Source organism: Peribacillus sp. JNUCC 23, assembly GCF_053653995.1.
The window spans coordinates 4,393,402-4,412,243 of record NZ_CM132202.1 but is presented as its reverse complement, the minus strand read 5'-3'; the positions used below and the strand labels follow the sequence as shown (position 1 = coordinate 4,412,243).

General features: G+C 37.0%; 13 protein-coding genes. 8 read left to right on the top strand and 5 right to left on the bottom strand.

Features of this window, described 5'->3' with window-relative positions; genetic code table 11:
* The first annotated feature begins 259 nt into the window (after positions 1–259).
* Positions 260–2,734 carry an S-layer homology domain-containing protein gene (locus tag JNUCC23_RS21040; protein WP_454213429.1) on the top strand — a complete coding sequence of 825 codons (2,475 nt, stop codon included), beginning with the start codon at positions 260–262 and terminating at the stop codon, positions 2,732–2,734.
* Positions 2,735–2,782: 48 nt separating this feature from the next.
* On the opposite strand, the gene JNUCC23_RS21035 is transcribed toward JNUCC23_RS21040, so the two are convergent.
* Positions 2,783–3,772 carry a C40 family peptidase gene (locus tag JNUCC23_RS21035; RefSeq protein WP_454213427.1) on the bottom strand — a complete coding sequence of 330 codons (990 nt, stop codon included), beginning with the start codon at positions 3,770–3,772 and terminating at the stop codon, positions 2,783–2,785.
* Positions 3,773–4,274: 502 nt separating this feature from the next.
* Between JNUCC23_RS21035 and JNUCC23_RS21030 the strand changes: the two genes are divergently transcribed.
* The 3 genes from JNUCC23_RS21030 to JNUCC23_RS21020 all read left to right on the top strand — a co-directional run bounded on the left by JNUCC23_RS21030 (position 4,275) and on the right by JNUCC23_RS21020 (position 8,014).
* Positions 4,275–6,737, top strand: a complete 2,463-nt coding sequence (locus JNUCC23_RS21030) for an S-layer homology domain-containing protein (protein WP_454213425.1) — start codon at positions 4,275–4,277, stop codon at positions 6,735–6,737.
* 93 nt (positions 6,738–6,830) lie between these two features.
* A complete protein-coding gene (locus JNUCC23_RS21025; RefSeq protein WP_454213424.1) occupies positions 6,831–7,610 on the top strand; it encodes a hypothetical protein in 780 nt (259 codons plus the stop codon).
* A 200-nt stretch (positions 7,611–7,810) separates the two neighbouring features.
* Positions 7,811–8,014, top strand: coding sequence for a hypothetical protein (locus JNUCC23_RS21020; protein ID WP_454213422.1), 204 nt, complete (start codon positions 7,811–7,813; stop codon positions 8,012–8,014).
* Between the two features lie 139 nt (positions 8,015–8,153).
* On the opposite strand, the gene JNUCC23_RS21015 is transcribed toward JNUCC23_RS21020, so the two are convergent.
* Positions 8,154–9,251, bottom strand: coding sequence for a transposase (locus JNUCC23_RS21015; protein ID WP_454213420.1), 1,098 nt, complete (start codon positions 9,249–9,251; stop codon positions 8,154–8,156).
* A 655-nt stretch (positions 9,252–9,906) separates the two neighbouring features.
* Here JNUCC23_RS21015 and JNUCC23_RS21010 point away from each other — a divergent pair.
* From JNUCC23_RS21010 to JNUCC23_RS20995, 4 genes are all read left to right on the top strand, one after another.
* Complete coding sequence (locus JNUCC23_RS21010; RefSeq protein ID WP_454213418.1) at positions 9,907–10,518, top strand: hypothetical protein; 612 nt, start codon at positions 9,907–9,909, stop codon at positions 10,516–10,518.
* Positions 10,519–11,145: 627 nt separating this feature from the next.
* A complete protein-coding gene (locus tag JNUCC23_RS21005; RefSeq protein ID WP_454213416.1) occupies positions 11,146–11,523 on the top strand; it encodes a GtrA family protein in 378 nt (125 codons plus the stop codon).
* A 14-nt stretch (positions 11,524–11,537) separates the two neighbouring features.
* Positions 11,538–12,464, top strand: coding sequence for a glycosyltransferase family 2 protein (locus tag JNUCC23_RS21000; protein ID WP_454213414.1), 927 nt, complete (start codon positions 11,538–11,540; stop codon positions 12,462–12,464).
* Positions 12,465–12,468: 4 nt separating this feature from the next.
* The gene (locus JNUCC23_RS20995; RefSeq protein ID WP_454213412.1) at positions 12,469–14,004 is read left to right on the top strand and encodes a glucosyltransferase domain-containing protein; all 1,536 of its coding nucleotides are present in this window, start codon (positions 12,469–12,471) and stop codon (positions 14,002–14,004) included.
* Positions 14,005–14,389: 385 nt separating this feature from the next.
* Here JNUCC23_RS20995 and dacB read toward each other — a convergent pair whose 3' ends face one another.
* From dacB to JNUCC23_RS20980, 3 genes are all read right to left on the bottom strand, one after another.
* Positions 14,390–15,832, bottom strand: coding sequence for a D-alanyl-D-alanine carboxypeptidase/D-alanyl-D-alanine endopeptidase (dacB, locus tag JNUCC23_RS20990; RefSeq protein WP_454213410.1), 1,443 nt, complete (start codon positions 15,830–15,832; stop codon positions 14,390–14,392).
* Positions 15,833–16,080: 248 nt separating this feature from the next.
* Positions 16,081–17,412: a beta-N-acetylhexosaminidase gene (gene nagZ / locus JNUCC23_RS20985; protein ID WP_454213408.1), complete on the bottom strand. Its 1,332-nt coding sequence runs from the start codon at positions 17,410–17,412 to the stop codon at positions 16,081–16,083.
* Entirely contained in the window at positions 17,409–18,806 is a 1,398-nt protein-coding gene (locus JNUCC23_RS20980; protein WP_454213406.1) for a zinc ribbon domain-containing protein, read from the bottom strand. The genes nagZ and JNUCC23_RS20980 overlap by 4 nt, the downstream gene beginning before the upstream one ends.
* Positions 18,807–18,842: the final 36 nt, after the last annotated feature.

Below are 18,842 nucleotides of genomic sequence, written 5' to 3'. Positions count from 1 at the left end.
GAGAGAGGCTGCTACTATAGGGCCTCTTTTCTTTCCCTTTTAGGTACCGATAATTGGCTTAGAGTTGTGGATAACATTATTATTCTGTCAATATCTTGCGTAACCAGCCTAACTCCTCGATGTGGTAGATCTAGTTAGCTGAAACTCCTAAGAAGATGCCTGTGTTATTGTTTAATGGAAATTGTTTTTTACACATCATCCAGCCTATCTTATAAGAATAATAAAATGCTATAATTGGAAAATAGGAGGTTGGAAAACTTTGAAAATCTGGAAAAACATTTGTAGTTTATTTGTCATAGGTTTTTTATTTTCCTGGGCTGGAGAAGCACAAGCCCATGTAGTTGATTTAGTAGAAACGAAAGAAGCACAAGTAAACTATGAGGACACTTACCCACTTATCCAAAGCTATAAGGGGACAAGTGGTGTAACGATTAATAGCTATAGCTCAAAGTGGGATACGAAGAAGAAACTGCAGGAGCTTGAAGCAGAATTATTAAGAAATAAGCATGGAAACGAACTTACTTATTTAGGGACAGTTGCCATCTTCCCGGATTATCCTGCTGGTGAAGGTGTACTTGGTCAATATTATGTTACATATCGTTCGACCTCTACCGGGGTGACGTTGGAGAAGAACCGACCCATTTATTTATTTGGCGGTAACACCTATACGACCATTACATCTATGGCAAACACGCTTTCGCATGAGTATGGACATCATTTCACCTTTTATCACCTGATTGAGAGAGAAGGGCTGCTTCCGAAGGAGTGGATGACCTCGAAGTATGCAAAAGCGAGGAAAGTGTCAGACTATCCCCTAATACACAGCGGGGCAGTTAAAGAAAATGATGAAAAGAGCTATATATGGAGTCTGCCGGAAATCATGGCAGAAGATTATGTTCAATTGTTTGGGTCAGAGTTGGCGTTGCAAACGAGCATTCAACGCAATATGAGTCTCCGCACACCTTTTGATGACACAGGCCTCCAAGCATATTGGAGTGGAGAACTGAAGGGTGATTATGAAGTCAAAGCACCTTCTCAATTGTATGTTACAGGTTATAAAAAAGGAGCAAACGGAAAATATGACGTGCAGCTTTATTCAAATGGGCTGAAAAATGGAAAGCAGTATGTACGTGCCGAGAAGGACGGCTACATTTATGAAAGCTATCCACTTGGCTCAATCGAGGTAAACACGAATCCTATTTGGCTAACAGAATCTTCTGTGCCTAAGGAGTCACGCGTGTTGCTAAGTAGTCAAACAACAGAGACGTACAAAGCAAATGCCGTGCAATATAAGGAAGCGGGCTTTAACGTTGGGACGAAGACGCTTGATATCCGTACTGCGGAAGTCAATAAGGCGGTAACTCCGATTGAGACAATCTTTGCAAAATCTGCAACGAATCTCTCAATCCCTGAAACAAAGAAATTATTACAGGAAGTAGCCATTAAGAAGGGTATTCCTGCTGAAATTTTAAAAGCCATTGCTTTTGCGGAAACAGGAATGAAGCAATTTGATGCAAACGGCATGCCGATCATTACCGAAGACGGCGGAATCGGAATGATGCAGATTACGATGACAGATGCAGAATATGCATCGAAAGGCATTAATAAAGAAAAGGTGAAATGGGATATTGGCTATAATATCGAAATAGGGGCGAATATACTTCTTGAGAAATGGAACCTTTCTTATCTCCCGAAAGTGAACAAACATGAGAAGGACAAAATTGAAGATTGGTATTTTGCCATTCTCGCGTATAATGGGGCTTCGAAAAGAAATGACCCAACGGTTACACAGGTGAAAAAACCTTATCAGGAAAAGGTCTTTGATATCATTCGACAATATAGCTTAATGCCACTAGCGGCAACGCCAACGGCAGCCATTAACATTACCTATCCATATGAAGACCGTCCAGATATTATGGTATTCAAGGATTCTACATACACATGGGGAAATGGAAAGAGCATGCAAACGACGCAGAATCTTAACAATAGTCAAACAGTATATACAGTCATAAAAGATGGCGCAAATTTGAGAGACAGTGTGAATGGCAAAGTGACGAAGAAGCTTCAAGAATATACACCCTTGCAAATCATTGGAGGTCCATTCGAAACAACAACCAACCCCAATAATCAATATGTCATGTATCAGGTAAAGGGCAACGGATTTGAAGGGTATATTTCATCATCGAACATAGCGCAAGGCACACTCACCCTTTTCTCTGATATGAAAGATGCGGATGTTGCTTCATCCGTAGCTTATTTGCAAGTAAGAGGGATCATCAATGGGTATGAAGATGGTACGTATAGATCAGGGAATGAACTACTTAGAAGACAGGCGGCCCAGCTAATTGTCAAAGCACTTGATCTGAAGCTGCCAAAAGGGTACCAGGTGAAGTCAACCGATCTGAAACCAGGAGACCTGGATTATGAATACATGGCCATTGCAGAAGCGCATAGCATTATGGGTCAAGATGGTAAAATGAGAGGCGATGAATCGTTAACAAGAAGTCAAATGGCGTCAGTTCTTGCCAGAACATTTAAGGATTATTATGCTGAGCCAACTGTGGAAACGAGCTTCTCTGATGTCCCGAGGAATGCCCATAACTATGAAGATGTTAATACGCTGTACTTTAATAAGATTACAGTGGTCAACCCATTCCGTGTTAAAGAAAAGGTTACTCGCGGACAGTTCGCGCATTTTCTGAAGAGAACGTATGAATTAGTAGAAAAAGAATAATAGAAAGGTCGCTAATCATACGATTAGCGACCTTTCTATTTGAATCTATTAATGATACATAGCACGAGATAGGAACGCAGCGAATTGCGAACGCGTCACGTAATTATTCGGTTTGAATGTATGATCTTCTTCATAGCCAGTTGTGATACCAGATGCTGCAAGCCTCTCAATATCATCGTATGCCCAATGAGTTGCAGGTACATCCGTGAAGTTCTTCTTCGTAGAGGATGACTCGAGTTTAAAGGTCCGTGTAAGAATCGCTGCCATCTGACCACGAGTTAGCGAATCATTCGGGCGGAACTCACTGTTATCGTTCCCTTTAAAGATGCCCTCTTTATAGACTGCATTGACAACGCCAATTGCCCAATGGGTAGATGGAACGTCCGGGAATGTGGATGAGCGATCATTGGCTTTTAAATGAAAGGCTTCAGCAATCATCGTTGCAACATCAGCACGTGAAATTCTATCTTCCGGTTTGAAATAGCTCATCGAGTAGCCAATTGTTATGTCGTTCGTAGCAAGCTTGTTAACATTTTGATATGCCCAATGCTGTTGATTCACGTCATGAAATTCTCCGATAGCTAGTGAGTAATCAAGGACACGTCTTGCTCCTATGTATTTTGTTTTCCAGTAGTAAGGATCATCCAAGTTTGAGATCATAACTCCTTTAGAAGAAGAAGCGTGAATAAACTCATTATTTCCTATGTATATACCTGAATGGGAGACACCTTTTCCATTTGTATTAAAGAAAACGAGATCGCCTATTCGTAAATTCTTTTTATCAACAGCAACACCTTCTTTAGATTGTTGCGCAGTCGTTCGTGAGATCTTCATATTCATTTCGCTAAATACTTTATGGATGAACCCCGAGCAATCAAATCCAAATTCATCATTCCCTGCTGTCTTATAAGGAACTCCGATGTATTTTTTTGCAATCGGAAGTAGTTGATCATAATTTACTGTGGCTGCTAGTACACTTTTCGTACCGCCTAGCAGCAAGAAAAGCAGACATGCACTGACAAAAATCTTTATTTTCATACGTCCTCCTTATAATAAATGAGTAATTATTGTTAATATCGACATAATATACTAATATTTTAGCATCTTCCTATCTTAGCGAACATTACAGTTTTGTAACAAACGAGAATATTAGGAGAGTAAGAGAAAAAAGTCTATCGAAAAGAATAGTGCATCAAAAAACTATTAATATACAGGAATAAATTATTCAAGTTTGAAATAGAATGTAAAGTTGTTTATAATTACTAAATACATTAAAGCGAGGAATAGTGAACAAATTCCTTGCATAATATGGGATTTACTGTAGAATAAGGTTAGTATATGATAAATTTGATAGATATGGTGAATAATAGAATGGTATAATTTACACCATGAAGAACAGATTGACAATCATTCTATAAAATTCTATACTAAAATTTGTAATAATCGTTACAAAGTCTTTTTTTAGGGGATAGGTTAAAATACATAATCTCTTAAAATAGCTTTAATAAATTTTTATCCAATAAAGGGAGGAACTTTCTCAATGGCTTACCAACCAAAATCTTATCGTAAATTCATGGCTGCATCTCTTTCAGTAGCTATGGTAGCAACAGCTGTATCTCCTGCATTAGCAGCAGAAACAAAATCATTCCCAGATGTACCCGCAACTGACGCACATGCTGCTAACATTGCAAAAGCAGTAGAACTAGGATTAATCAAAGGTAACGCAGATGGTACATTTGCACCTTACGCAAGCATCACTCGTGGTCAAGTAGCAAAAATTCTTGCTCGTTACCTTCAATTAGACGGTAAAATTGACACAACTGGTGTTGAACCATTCGCTGACGTTCCAGCTACACACTCTGACAAAGAACTATACGAAGCATCTCTAGTAGTTAAGAAAGCAGGCGTGTTCACTGGAAGCAACGGTAAATTAAACGCTGCTGATAATATCTCTCGCCAACACATGGCAAAAGTTATTGTTAACACATTCGGATTAAAAGATAATGGCGAAACAGTTACAATCTCTGATCTTGATAAAGCAACTGAAGAAATGAGATCATACATCAAAATCCTTGCTCAACACGGAGTTACTAATGTAACTGCTTATAACCCAACTGGTGACGTTAAACGTGGAGCATTCGCTAGCTTTGCTGTTCGTGCTATTGAAGCTACACCTGAAGTTGTAGTACCTGCAGTTACAAGTGTAAGTGCGATTACTAATACAAACGTTTCTATAACATTCAAAGCTTTAGAAAAAGCTAATGAAGCATTCACTGTTGAAGTAAAAGATAACAATGGAAATATGGTAGAAGTTCTTCCAGTATCTCTTGAAGCTGGAGAAACTGAAGCTACTCTTACATTTAAAACTCCACATTTAGTTGCTCCAACTGGTGTTTGGACTGTTGGAGGACTTAAGTATGACCTAGATGCAATCAAAAACTATAATGATATTGTTTCAGCTGCAAGCGGTACTAACCAAGTAACATTGCTTAATGCTTTAAATAAAGCTGGGTTGAAAAATGTTACAGCTGATAACATTGCTGCTTATGCTACTGCAATTAATAACTCATTAACTAAACAAAATCTTGCAGATATTCAAAAACTTATTGACGATGCAAACACAACTAATTTAACAGCTGCTGAACAAGCTGTAATTGTTAAAGCAGTTGTAGACTCAACTAATCAAGTTCAATTACTTTCTGCTCTTCAAAACAAAGCGTTTACTCGTGTAAACCCTGATTGGATTGTTGCGTACCAAACTGCAGTTGCTACTGCTCCAGCTATTACAACTGCTAGCACAGTTGCAGATGTTCAAGCTAAGATTAATAGTGTTAACACAGCAAGCATTAATACAGCTAATAGCAACGCTACATCAGTGGCTACACAAAACGTTGTTACTGATTTAATCCGTAACTATACAATTGATGATGTTGCTCCTTTAACAACTAAAGCAGACGCTATTAAAGCTTCTAACGTGAAATCAGCAGTATTTGGAGTAAAAGAAGCTACTACTGCTGCATCTGTATACAACGCTTTGGTTAAATTATCAGCTCTAGATAGCACTAATTTACCAGCAGCATCTTTAAATGCTAACTTAAAGGCTGAATACCTAGCAGCTAAAAACTTAGCAACTATTGACGGTACTACTGCTGTTTCTGCATTAACAACTGCTGTTGTAACAGCTGCTGATACAGCATCATCTGCTGCAGCATTAACTGCTATTGATGCTATTATTGCTAATACAGAATTAGCTGATGTAAAAGCTAAATTACAAAAGCTTGCTGATGTAACAAGCCATAAAGGAACTTCTAAATTTGATGTTTCAAAAGTTGTTGACTCTCGTTTAGTAGACTACCGTGCTGCTCTAGTCGCTGTAGTACCTGGTGGTGCTGTTATCTCTCAAACAGAAGTTGAAACTGCAATTGCAGGTGTAAATAGTACAGCTAATCAAGCATCTAACTTATCTGTATTAAAAGATACAACTAAAACTGTTGTACAAGTTCGTGATGCTCTAGTTGAGCTAGCTGCTGGTTCTGCTAATGCTACAACTACTGCATTCTTAAATACTTCTTCTCAAGTTAAACTAGAAGTAGCACAAGTTATTATTGATAACCGTGCAAATTTAGCTACTGGAGCTAGCTATGATGCTGCTTCTGTTACAGCTCACTCTGCTGGTGCACCAACTTATGCTGCAAATGCTCTTCAAAAAGCTATTGTAGACCATGCTGCAACAGTTGCTAAATTCAATGCGATTGGTAATTTAGCTGATGCAGCAACTACAATCAGCACAACTAAAGCTGCATTAGTCGACTATGCTTATGCTCCATACGCTGCATTAACTACTGTACAGCAATTAGCTGTTGCTGAAGAAATTAACAAATTAACTAAACCAGTTGGAACTCCAGCTGTAGCAACTGCATTAAACTTTGGTAGTACGGATGCTGTATCTACATTAGCACAAGCTAATGCTTATATCGATGCTGCAATTGCTAAAGTAAAGTAATTCTTTGAAATAAAAATGAAGACGTTCTAGTCCTTAGAACGTCTTCATTTATAATTATTTTGATTTTATTTTCAAGCAAGGGACGGATAAAAAATGTATCATAACATCACAGGAAGTCTTGCAGAAAAATTAAATGACCTGAACCCGAATTTAATAATTAGTGAGCATGATATTGAAAATTTAACTTTTACACCATATGTTGAGAACGACTATCTTCATACATTACTCTCTAATACCCTTAATGAGGTTGAAAAGGAAACAAAAATTCAACAAAAAAAATTATTTGATTTAAAGCAGCTTCTTCTATTGGTGCCTTCCGATGATGTCAGAAAAGATGAATATGAGTCTCGTCTAAAGAGCTTAAATAATCTTTATAATATATCGAATGAACTGGATACTATAGTTAATAATGAGGGTGTACTAGGGGAAGAACTAGAACTTAAAATCAGCCAACTGGATGCATCATTAAAAGTATCTAATCATGGACCACTCCGTAATTTGCTTGAGAATGAACTAATGAAAATAAAAAGTACTATACAAACTCAACCCAAAGAAGAAGTCAATGAAGGAAATCTTGTTAAATGGATTAATAGCTCTCAATCGGCAGAGGCGATTGACGAGATATTTTGTGAATTATCTCTTGAAGAATATATTAATCAAGGGAAAAAGGGTAGAGAAATAATAGCAAACCAATTCTTTGACCAGTCTAAATCGTATAAATTAAATACAGAAGTTAAGGATGACTTAAAACGATTCATAGATAAATTTAAGGAATCTAATTATAAAATTATTTCTGAAGAAGCCGGAAAAGCTATTTCTCAAGAGTCTTATAAGAATACTTTAAATGTTAAGGAACTAGAATTACTCATGTGATGAAGCAAATTGGATAGAGATGAGTGCCCGTTACTTCTCGACAAGGGTCAATGATTAGACTATCAGTTTTCTTATTATTTACATGTAACAAACCGAATCAAATAGAAAAATAAGCTTATATTATTATTTTGAATAAGATTAGCAATAGCCCTAATTCCCTTCGAGGAGTTGGGGCTATTTCTATTTGAGGAGGCATCGTTGTGAAAAAGTATGAAGTCAAGAAGCAGGAACAATTACAGCTGTTTGAAAAGGGAGATTCATTCAATCAGCCTGCAAAACGTATCAACATCGTAAGCCTAAAGCTCGTAAGGGAATCTAGTATTTTGTACAAGGAGAGGAGAATTACATCCTGTCCCCTTCAAAAAGTCAATCCGAGGTTAAATCGCCCTAATTATATAGGGTGATTTGTTTTTTATCTGGGGAAGTAGGTCCATTTTTAGACGAAAAGTAAGAGGTATATACAATAGGAATAAAACAATCAAAAAAGAATGGCATGCCAAATAAGCCTTTCTATGAAGGCTTTTAAAAAAAGTCAGCGATAGGTCAAGCTACTTTTTTATAAGTATGATAGAGACCGTTTAACACTGGTGTTGCTTCTAATTTTGTTTCCGGTGCTATTGTTGAAAGATAGACAGGTGAAGGAATGGGTGTCTTACCTTCGATTCCTTGATGCGTTCGGTCAGTGTTGTAGTAGTCGTGGATGTATTCGTGAAGTAGTTTATGTAAGTGTAATTGGTCAAGTGGGATGATTTGATCTAATAGTTCACGCTTGATTGTACCGATTACTCTTTCTGCATATGGGTTTTGCCAAGGTGAACGATAGGCCGTTTTCTTTGAGGTGATTCCTGATGATGATAAAAACCGTTGAAATGCTTTGGAGAGAAAAATGGTGTCATTATCATGAATGAGATATTTAGGTACTTCACCATATGGCGTTGCATTCCTAAATTGTTGTACGGTCCATTGAGCTGTAGGATTATATGTTACGCCAAAAGAAATAATTTTTCGAGTTTGATGATCAATAATCACTAATATATAAAGTACATCAAAGGTTAATGTAGGAATGGTAAAGAAATCAGTTGCCCATGTTTCATGATTATGATTTTTCAAAAATGTCTTCCATGATTGAATCTGTTTTTCAGAAGGTGGTTTTCGTGTACTAGGAAGATACTTAGCGATTGTATTAGGAGCTGGAGGCTTTTCGATTCCTAGAATCCGAAGTTTTTCATGGATTTTCTCAGGTGATAACATAGGGTTTTCTTTATGCACTCGCTTGATCAAGCTAATGGTAGCTTGATCAAGCGTTGGCCGTCCAATTTTTCTCGATTTTTGTTTCCAATAGAACTTAAAAGCTGTTCGATGCCATCTGATAATGGTATCTGGCTTCACAATAATTAAAACGTCTTTCCAGCTTTCAAAGTGTTTAGAGAGGAATACCCAGAGCTGTCTAAAAGCCTGAGTGGGTTTTGGTTTCGGTAGTTTTTCTTTTTCATATCGTTGGATGTATAACGCTAGTTGACTTCTTAGAGCGATATTTTCCAATTTAATTGCTTGCGTAGATTTTAAGTGAAGTTTTAAAAATTTTCCGAGGTAACTCAGCCATTCTTTGAAGCATCCATATATCGAACGAATGAAAAACAATTTGATTCCCTCCCAATAAATTAAATAAGTCTTTCATCCATTGTATATAAGCGTTTGTAAAAGTTCTATTAGATTAGTAGAAACACTAGAATGTATGTTTAATAATAAGCCCTAATTCCCTCGAAGGAGTTAGGGCTATTTTCATTTGAGGAGGGGTTAGTGTGAAAAAGTATTAAGTTATGAAACAGAAGCAACCTGTATTATTTGAGAAAGGCGATTCAATCCATCAACCAGCAAAACGCATCAATATTGTAAACATAAAGCTAGTAAGGGAATCAAGCATTTTGTAGAACGATTGTATGTACTCCTAGAGACAGAGCACAGCGGAACGCTCCCACGTTACAAGTTCAAGGGAGCAAAGGCAAACAAAACACTAGGCTTGCCTCCCTCATTGCAGACCCTATTGAATGATTTTAGTAAGGAATTCAATGTGACACAGAGAGACATCATTGAAGTGGCATTGGCTGAGTTTTTCAAGAAGTACGGATACAAAGAGCAACTGAATGGCGTACTGCAAATGTAGTAGAAAGTGAGGAATTCATTCTCACTTTCTTTTTTTTTGTATAAATAGAAAAATATGATTGATACTCTCTGTCAGTAGGTGATATCATATGCTCAAGTAAATGATATCACCTACTGAAAAGAGGGGAGTTAAATGAGTAAAAAATTTGTATTAAGATTAACTGAGGATAAGTATCAAAGGCTGGTAAGCATGACAGGCGAGAAAAGTATCAATCAATACATTAATGAAATTCTTGATATGCATATTCTAAAAATGAAGGGAAGTAATACTCAAATGGAAAAAATAATAATTGGGGAAATGGCACATAACGAACTACGTGAGGCAGTGACAGTAACACAACAACCTTGGTATATGGATATTTTAGATAAATATAATATCTACTTTTTCTCACCTAACAAAATTGCCTCTCCGATGATGTCACTATTATTTTATGGAGATTCTGATTGTAATCCTCCTAAAAGCATAAGTAGATTCGGTAAGGTTTCCCATATATATCGTCATGTTACAAGAGAAGACGTTGAGTCTATTCCTGAAATGAAAGAGCTTCTTAATGACCCCCAATTTGCTGATAAAATCTTAAGTTGGGAGAAATATCAAATAGTCGTACTTTCTGAAGTTACGAGACTTGAGAACCCACTTCCTTTAACCAAGGAATATGTAAATCATCCAAGAATAATCGTAAATAGAGAGACTACCCTTGCCAAATTTTTAGGTGCAAAAAAAATTGACGATTTGTTTAATTGAAAATAAAGGAGTATGGATTAAATAAAATAAAGGTTAATGACGGGGAATGGGGAAACCATCCCCGTTTTTTTTCTAGTCTCCACCTATGATTCCCAGCTTCCCCGTTGGAAACAGACCATTCTAAATAGAAACTAACGATGAATAGTTAACTTGTATAGAGATAGTGAGTTAACTGTATTATGGATTTTGGTGATTGATTTGTTATGGATTTTATTCTTATTCTTTTGGTTTATTGACGAGTTTCTTCTATAAAGAAATGCTGGAGAAAATAATTGTACCAGTGATTGTTGCGGTAGCTAACTTCCCAACAAATAACGGGTTTATATATTGCCCTTTGTATTTGCAGTTGCTATTGTGAACATTATTGATAAAATAAAGTAGAGATGCTATTATCCTAAAATTTCTAGGTTCCCTTTTGGTATAATTTAAATCATTTCTCCTTTATTTCAATATATCCAGTTTGGTCTACTACAATTGATGAGAGCAGGGACTATTAGATGGTATATTCGTGCGTTTCTTGATATATCGATCAAAGCTGTTGCTATTTTGCTGTCATTTGAGTACGGTACCTCGTTTTTTCTGTTATATTTCCCGATTCATGATGTTATTTATGAAAAGAGGCATTTTATGCAAATTAATATAGGAAGTGAAACCATTAGATTTATATTGGTCGGTTTTTTTAATACTCTCCATTATTATCTGTGGTATTTACTGTTCACTGAAGTTTTATCTATTCATTATCTTATCGGGCATTGGCTCGCGTTTTTAATTAGTATGGTCGGCTCCTTTTATCTCAATACGTATTTTACATATCAATCTAAGCCGAGCTGGAAAAAGTTTTTCCAGTTTCCCTTAACATACGTTGTGAACTTAGCAGTTTCGACTAGTGCACTCTATGTATTAAAAGAGTGGCTCCAATTTGATAATACATTTGCTCCACTGCTTGCTGCTGGAGCAGCTATCCCGTTTACGTTTATTATTTCACGTAAAATTTTAAAAGCTTAGAAGGAGGGCATTTGGTGAAGAAATTAAGTATTGTCGTTCCTTGTTACAACGAGCAACAAAATGTACAAAAGTTTTATCTGGAAACTCAGAAATATGTACAGGAACTTCTTATAGCAATCGAGTATGTTTTTATCGATGACGGAAGTAAGGACCATACCCTTTCCGTTCTTCGTGATTTGGCCGAACAAGATACTAATGTACATTACATTTCGTTCAGCCGAAATTTCGGTAAGGAGGCTGCTATTCTTGCTGGATTTCAATTTGCTTCAGGGGATGCAGTTATCTTGATCGATGCTGATTTACAGCATCCACCTTCGTTAATTCCAACCATGTGGCGTTATTTTGAAGAAGGATATGATCAAATAATCGCCAAGCGCAATCGCATTGGAGAAAAGTTTGTTCGTCGTAAATTGACAAATCTATATTATAAATGCATCAATAAACTTGTAGATGTGACCGTTACAGACGGGGTTGGTGATTTTCGATTATTAAGTCGTCAAGCGCTAGACGCTTTATTGAAGATGACCGAATATAACCGGTTTTCTAAAGGACTGTTTGCATGGATCGGTTTTCATGAGAAGGTGATTGAATATGATAATCAGCTTCGTGTGGAAGGAACGAGTAAATGGAGCTTCAATAGTCTTTTAAACTATGGTATAGATGGTATCTTATCCTTTAATAATAAACCGTTACGTATCGCTATTTATAGTGGTATGTTCATCACATTGTTTGGTTTTATTTACATCGTGTTGACCCTTATCAATTATTTCATAAATGGTATTGATACACCTGGTTATTTCACAACGATTTCAGCGATTATTGTGCTTGGTGGTATTCAACTGTTATTCTTAGGAATTATCGGTGAATATATTGGTCGAATCTATTATGAAACGAAGCGTCGACCACAATATTTGATCAAAGAGAAAAGTAATAAGGAGTAAACAAATGCCAGAAGAGTTTTTTAGTAAATGTAAGCTGATGATAAAAAAAGAATGGAAAATTGCCTTTTTTAGTGCGGTTGTCATTGGCTTCTTAACACATATGTATGTGTTTACCAATATGTTGCCGAATCACGATGGATTGATAAACATTTATAATACTCAACTCAAGTTTAAATCGGGTCGATTTTTTCTAGGTCCATTTAGCGGAATCAGTTCGTTCTTTGACTTGCCCTGGATTATCGGTTCATTATCCGTTCTCTACTTAGCACTTGTGGCGGTCGTGCTTACTGAAATTTTCGAGTTGCGTAAAACCCCTACTATTATTTTAACTGCAGGACTTATCGTGACGTTCCCAACTGTAGCTGCCACTTTTTCGTATATGTTTACGGCAGATGGGTATATGATGGGGATTCTTTTAGCTGTTCTGGCCATCCTCATTACGAAAAAATATAAGTTTGGCTTTCTTCCGGCTTCATTTATTTTTTATCTAAGCGTTGGAATTTATCAAGCAAACCTAACAATCGTACTTAATGTTGTATCGGTATGGTTCATCCGAGAGCTTGTTCTCAATCAGACGAAAATCAAACCATTGTTTCATTCACTCTTACGATATGCGAGTATGACTGTACTTGGAATGATGTTCTATGCCTTCACATTTAAAACCTATCAGAAGCTTTTTGCTGGGGAAATTACGGACTACCAAGGGCTCGACCAAATTGGCCAAAGCTCAGGCAGTATGATTGATCAACTTGTTAAAATTAATCACACGACGATGGAATTCTTTTTTAGAGGCTTTATCTCCGATTTCCCAATCAATCTATTTGAAGTGTTGAACCTGCTCCTTATTGCCCTTATAGTATTGGCAGTTGGTCTTGCGGTCTTTTTTAACAAAGTATATGCATCACCAATTAGAGTTAGTCTGATAGTGGTTAGTCTAATTTGTTTACCTTTATTTTCATTCATTCTTTACTTTGTTTCTCCTGGTGTAGAATATCATATGTTAATGGAAATGGCGTTAGTTCTTTTTTATCTACTACCTATAGTAATATATGATCGACTCGAGAAACTGACGTTAGCGGTTCGATGGTTTTCCTGGAGCACAGTAGTCGTCCTATTTTTAATTGCATTTAACTTTGCCGTCATAAATAATATTGCCTATTTTAATATGACATTAAAATACGAAAAGTCGTATGCCCTTCTGAATCGGCTTCTTGATAGAATAGAACAAACAGAAGGATATGAAAATGCTTCTAAATTAGCAGTCGTTGGAAGAGTAACGATGCGGACAGAGGTGGCATCTGAAAAATTGCCAGAAAATATCCCTTCGATGACAGGTGCCATGGGTGAATCCTTTTTGGTTGAACCTTATCATTTTGAATATATGTTGGCCAATCAATTTGGTAAAACGCTAACTCGTTTGGACGAGGAGCAGCTACAAACCCTACGGGAAAGTGATTTAGTCAAACAGATGCAACTATGGCCATCAAAAGACTCGATTCGGATAGTAGGAGATACGGTTATTATTAAATTAAGTGAATAATGGCTAAAGAAATGTGACTGCAACTGTCACGGTGCACTCCATGAAATATGCTGAAAAACTTGAGGAAATCCCTGCGGGGTTTATCTTTTGATAACTGAATCAAATTGCATATTATATTTTGAATAAGATTACATAAGCCCTAATTTCTTTCGAGGTGTTAGGGCTTATTCTATTTGAGAAGGAATCATTGTGAAAAAGTATGAGGTCAAGAAACAGAAGCAATTGGAGTGATTCGAGAAAGAACATCGATTCAATCAGCCAGCGAAAAGAGTAAACATAGTAAGACTGAAGCTAGTTAAAGAGTATAGCATTTTGTACAGTAAATAAGGTGTTAGGCACGCATCCAGATACCTGGATGGTGCCTAACACCTTGTTTATTTTCATCTTAATAAGTCGCAATCACTTTTTTCACAACAGTATCAATCGGACCCGTATAGCTTGAACGATTATGCTCTACTAATATACTAAAGGCATACCATTTCCCACTATTAGCCTGCATATAGCCAGCAAGAGTCGAAACACCATCCAGACTTCCTGTTTTTGCGATAACGCGATTTTTAAAGGCTGTTTCCGTAAAGCGATTTCGCAAAGTTCCACCAACTAAACGGTCTCTTTGGCCTCCTAATGGCAGGCTATTTAAAAAGGTACTGGAGTAATAGGACTCTTTCTTTTGTTTGACAAGTAAAAGGGTTTGTTGAATAGCCGTCACCCTATTGGAATGAGAAATACCTGAACCATCTTGGAATTTCCATTGTTTCATGTCTAATCCAATGGATTGGCCATAGTCTGTGATTATCTTTAGTCCATGCTCCTGATCTCCTACATGATGAACCTTTTTGCCCATAGTTTTCACTAAGATATCAGCAATGCCATTATTACTTAACTTCATAAAAGCTGGCATGATTTGCTTTAGTGGTTGTGAGCGTTTTGTCCCTAGGGAAACAGCGTTGCTTGGTACAGTTGCGTAATCAACTTTGGAACCATTTCCGAATTTAATCCCCTGTTGGGCAAGCGTATTTTTGAATGAATACAATGTACTTACTGTAGGGTTGAACATCGATACCCATTCCTTTTTGGAGCTACCTTGTGGAAGGTTACCAGAAACGATAATTTGATTGGTACGATATTTTCTTTCAATTTTTAAAGTATTTTTACTACCCTTTATAACAGTTTTTGCAAGATTAACAAGTCTAAGGCCACTTAGATTGGGCTCTACCGAAATGCTTGGAATAGAACCAATACTTGAAGCCTTAGCCGTAACAATCACAGTACTCACGTCATAATCATTGTCTGGTGAAGTAGTTAATGCGGATATCGGGGCACCGTAGTGATGGGTTTCATCTTCAGGCAGAACACCTGGAGATAGTCGTTCTCCTGTAAACCAGGTATCATCCCCATAGATATTCCCGTTGATTTGTTTAATCCCTTTTGTCTTAAGCGTATTACTAAAGGTAACAAAGTCTTTTACCTGTAAAGTGGGATCACCCTCACCTCGAAGGAAAATGTTCCCGTTTAAAATTCCGTTCTGAATCGTTCCATCCATTAACATTTGTGTTGAGAAGGAATAGTCTTCCCCTAGAACTTTTAAAGCTGCCCCAGCCGTTAATAGTTTTTGAGTTGAAGCTGGTTTAATGCCATTATTTCCATAGTACTCATAGACAAGTTCTCCAGTATTCAAATCACGGATTGCCATGGAGAAATTCGTACCATATATTTGTTGATTAACGGTTTTGGTTAATTCACTATTTGCTTCCGCATGGATACTGAATAAAGTAGAAGCAATAACCGTTACAAAGAATAATATGTATATCTTTAGCTGATTCCTCAATTCCTCTTCACCTCCTTTTGGCAATTTAACATTATCATAGAGTCCTGCTATTCTACAATATTCAATTTCTCGTATTTCGACACAATTCGGTATCCAATGGCATTGACATGCAGCCTCTACGGATATAATTTTCAACAAATAAACAATCCTAATATATTGAAAAAAGGGCAGAAAACTAAATGAATAGTTTTCTGCCTTTTATCTTTTTTTAAAATTTGGATGTTGGTTCCTAGCGCCGTGGTTTCCAATTATCTAAGGTTAAGGCTATTGATATAATTGATGCTTTCTTGGCTTTTCACGATAGCATCTGCTTGTTTAGGATCAACTGTTGTCGTTTGGCTATTTTTAAGTTTATAAGATAAAACTCGTGTAGCTGCTTGGTCAATGCGTTCCATCGGTATTTCCCCTTTTTTCACAGCTTCTATTATCCCATTATACACATCAAGTTGATGTTGATATTCATGGCAAACAAGCAATATGTCCACTCCAGCCAGAATCGCTTCTTTCCCCATATCCTTATATGAATAATACTTATTAACGGCACCCATTTCGAGATCATCGGTGATGACGATTCCTTCATATCCTAGCTTTTTACGAAGCAATTCTTCAATAATCGGCTTTGAAAGACTTGCCGGTTTCGCTTTATCATAGGCCGGATATTTAATATGTGTGACCATTACAAAAAAGTTTTGGTTATCGATATTATGAATGATCTGTTTGAAGGGATAGATATCTGAATTTTCCAAGTCGAGCTGGTCTGCTTCTACAGAAGATGTTTCGACGTGCGGGTCAATACCACTACGACCGTGCCCTGGAAAATGCTTCAACGCTCCCGTAACCGATGAATCGTTTAAGCCTTCGATTGCTTTCCTACCATACTGATATACCTTTTCAGGATCTTTCCCAAGTGAGCGGCTATCTGTACTCGATAAATCAAGTACAGGTGAAAAGTTAATATGAATCCCCATCGCCGCAAGCTCAGTTCCGTTCAATTTAGCCACATTGTAGACTTCTTCTGCAGAAGCATATTTCCCAAGCTTCTGTTGGGAAGGAATAGGCGATACTTGTTCTCTCATCCGCAAGATATCTCCGCCTTCTTGGTCCACTGCTAACATGAGCGGAATCTGAGTTGAGCTATTTTCGGTAGATTGTTGCAGCGAATTGGACAATCTCGCTACTTGATCAGGAGAAGACATATTCCGATCAAAATAAATGACACCGCCAATATTCCTTTCTTCAATCAACTCTTTGATTTGGTCGCTCTTTTCAGTCCCATAAAATCCAACCATCATCAGCTGTCCTACTTTTTCTTCAAGCGTCATCTTTTCAAGCAGCTTATCTACTTTTCCATCACGATCAATGATAAGATCTATCTCCTTTGAAACAGGCATTTGATCCTTACTATTCTCTTTTTCAACTAAATGAACATTTTCACTTTCTACTTCTTGATTTTGCCCTGTTGATTCCTTATATCTATCTTTTGTTTCATTTGAACCATTGTTTAATTGAAATAGAAAAACAGCTAACACCACGACAAGAGCAATCAAGGTAAATACTTTATATTTTTTATTTATCATCATTCAGTTCTGGAATCCAATTTTGTAATCTCGGGTTTTGAAAGTCTCCACCCAGAAAACTCTTTTACCAGATGCCATCTCCCTCCCCAAGTCTGTACTAGCGTGTCTCCACTTGCTTTTGAATCACGAGAAACCATTTCAAATGTTGCAGTAGCTTGATCACCACTTACAGACTCCACCACTACACCTTTCACATCATTGTTTAAGTTATTAGCAAGCCCCTCAGCCCATTTTTCAAAATTTACTTTTGATTTACGGCTTGTGCTAAACAAATCATAAGCATCTGATAAGTATCCATTTGAAATATCTAGATAGTGTGCATACACGACAGATTCAATATCTGACCGTGCTATATCATTTAGGGCTTTAGCTTCAGTGGCTTCTTCAGCTTTACGTGCTGCTGCCTCAATGATTTCCGTGTCGTCAATCCATAATTCGATGGCTTCCTCACTATCTGTTATGGAAATTTCCTCACTTTTTAGCGTTTTACCATCCACTTTTGCTTCGGCATAAATCTTCAAAGATCCATCTAAAGAAACTGGGCCGATTCTTGAAAGTTCGGTGACAGTTTTCCCTGTACTTTCCCCATTAATGTATACAATCGCTTTATCATAATTCGAATAAATATTAATGGATTCTCCAGTCAGATCAAGTTCAACTGGGAATTTGTTGCCTTCTTGCTCGATTGGTTCAATGCTTATTGTATCTGTTACTGTCGTATATTGCCCTGTGTAGGAACCTTTTACTTCATGATCAATCGGCAGAAAAGGTCCTAGTGTCCGCTCGTCACTCACCTTAAGTTCTCCCTCTTCTTTGCCATTAATGAAAAGTGCCGTCTTATCTTGATTGGAAGACACTTTAATGTAAACAGGATGGAAACTTAAACCGTATTGAGTAATAATGCCCCACTTCTTTTTCGACTCTATTAATGTTAGCAAGCCTTCACTTTTACTGGTAAGAATATTTTTGTTTTCAAGTAGCTGTGCTTCTTTTCGCAAACTTTTTTCTGTTTCCGCTAGGAGATCCGGATTTTCGTTAAAATAATCAAGGAGCATTTTAGCATCAGCTTCTTTGACATCCATTTCTACCTGGGCGCTATTTAATAAATCAGCTAATTCTTTTGAATTCTTCGCTTCTATTGCCTTTTCAAATGTTTGAACAATTTTAACCGGTTTATTCATCGTTTGAACCGTTTTATAACCTGCAAAACTGGAAACTGCCAAAATTAATAAAATAATTGCTAGAATTTTAGATTTCTTTGACTTGAAAAGAGTATTGAATGTTCTACTTTCTGACCTCTGTTGAACAGCAGGTTCTTTTTGTACTATTGTTGTCCCACAACTAGTACAAAAAGTCTGATCCTTTTTTACTTTTCCCCCACAATTATTACAATGCACTATAATTTCCTCACTTTCATTCTGTTAGTTACCAAA

What these genes read in the sequence shown, in the direction of transcription:
- JNUCC23_RS21035 (WP_454213427.1), bottom strand. Translation starts at nt 3,772, where the DNA reads ATGAAAATAAAGATTTTTGTCAGTGCATGTCTGCTTTTCTTGCTGCTA.
- JNUCC23_RS21010 (WP_454213418.1), top strand. Translation starts at nt 9,907, where the DNA reads ATGAGTAAAAAATTTGTATTAAGATTAACTGAGGATAAGTATCAAAGG.
- JNUCC23_RS20995 (WP_454213412.1), top strand. Translation starts at nt 12,469, where the DNA reads ATGCCAGAAGAGTTTTTTAGTAAATGTAAGCTGATGATAAAAAAAGAA.
- nagZ (WP_454213408.1), bottom strand. Translation starts at nt 17,412, where the DNA reads ATGATGATAAATAAAAAATATAAAGTATTTACCTTGATTGCTCTTGTC.
- JNUCC23_RS21025 (WP_454213424.1), top strand. Translation starts at nt 6,831, where the DNA reads ATGTATCATAACATCACAGGAAGTCTTGCAGAAAAATTAAATGACCTG.
- JNUCC23_RS21030 (WP_454213425.1), top strand. Translation starts at nt 4,275, where the DNA reads ATGGCTTACCAACCAAAATCTTATCGTAAATTCATGGCTGCATCTCTT.
- JNUCC23_RS21005 (WP_454213416.1), top strand. Translation starts at nt 11,146, where the DNA reads ATGCAAATTAATATAGGAAGTGAAACCATTAGATTTATATTGGTCGGT.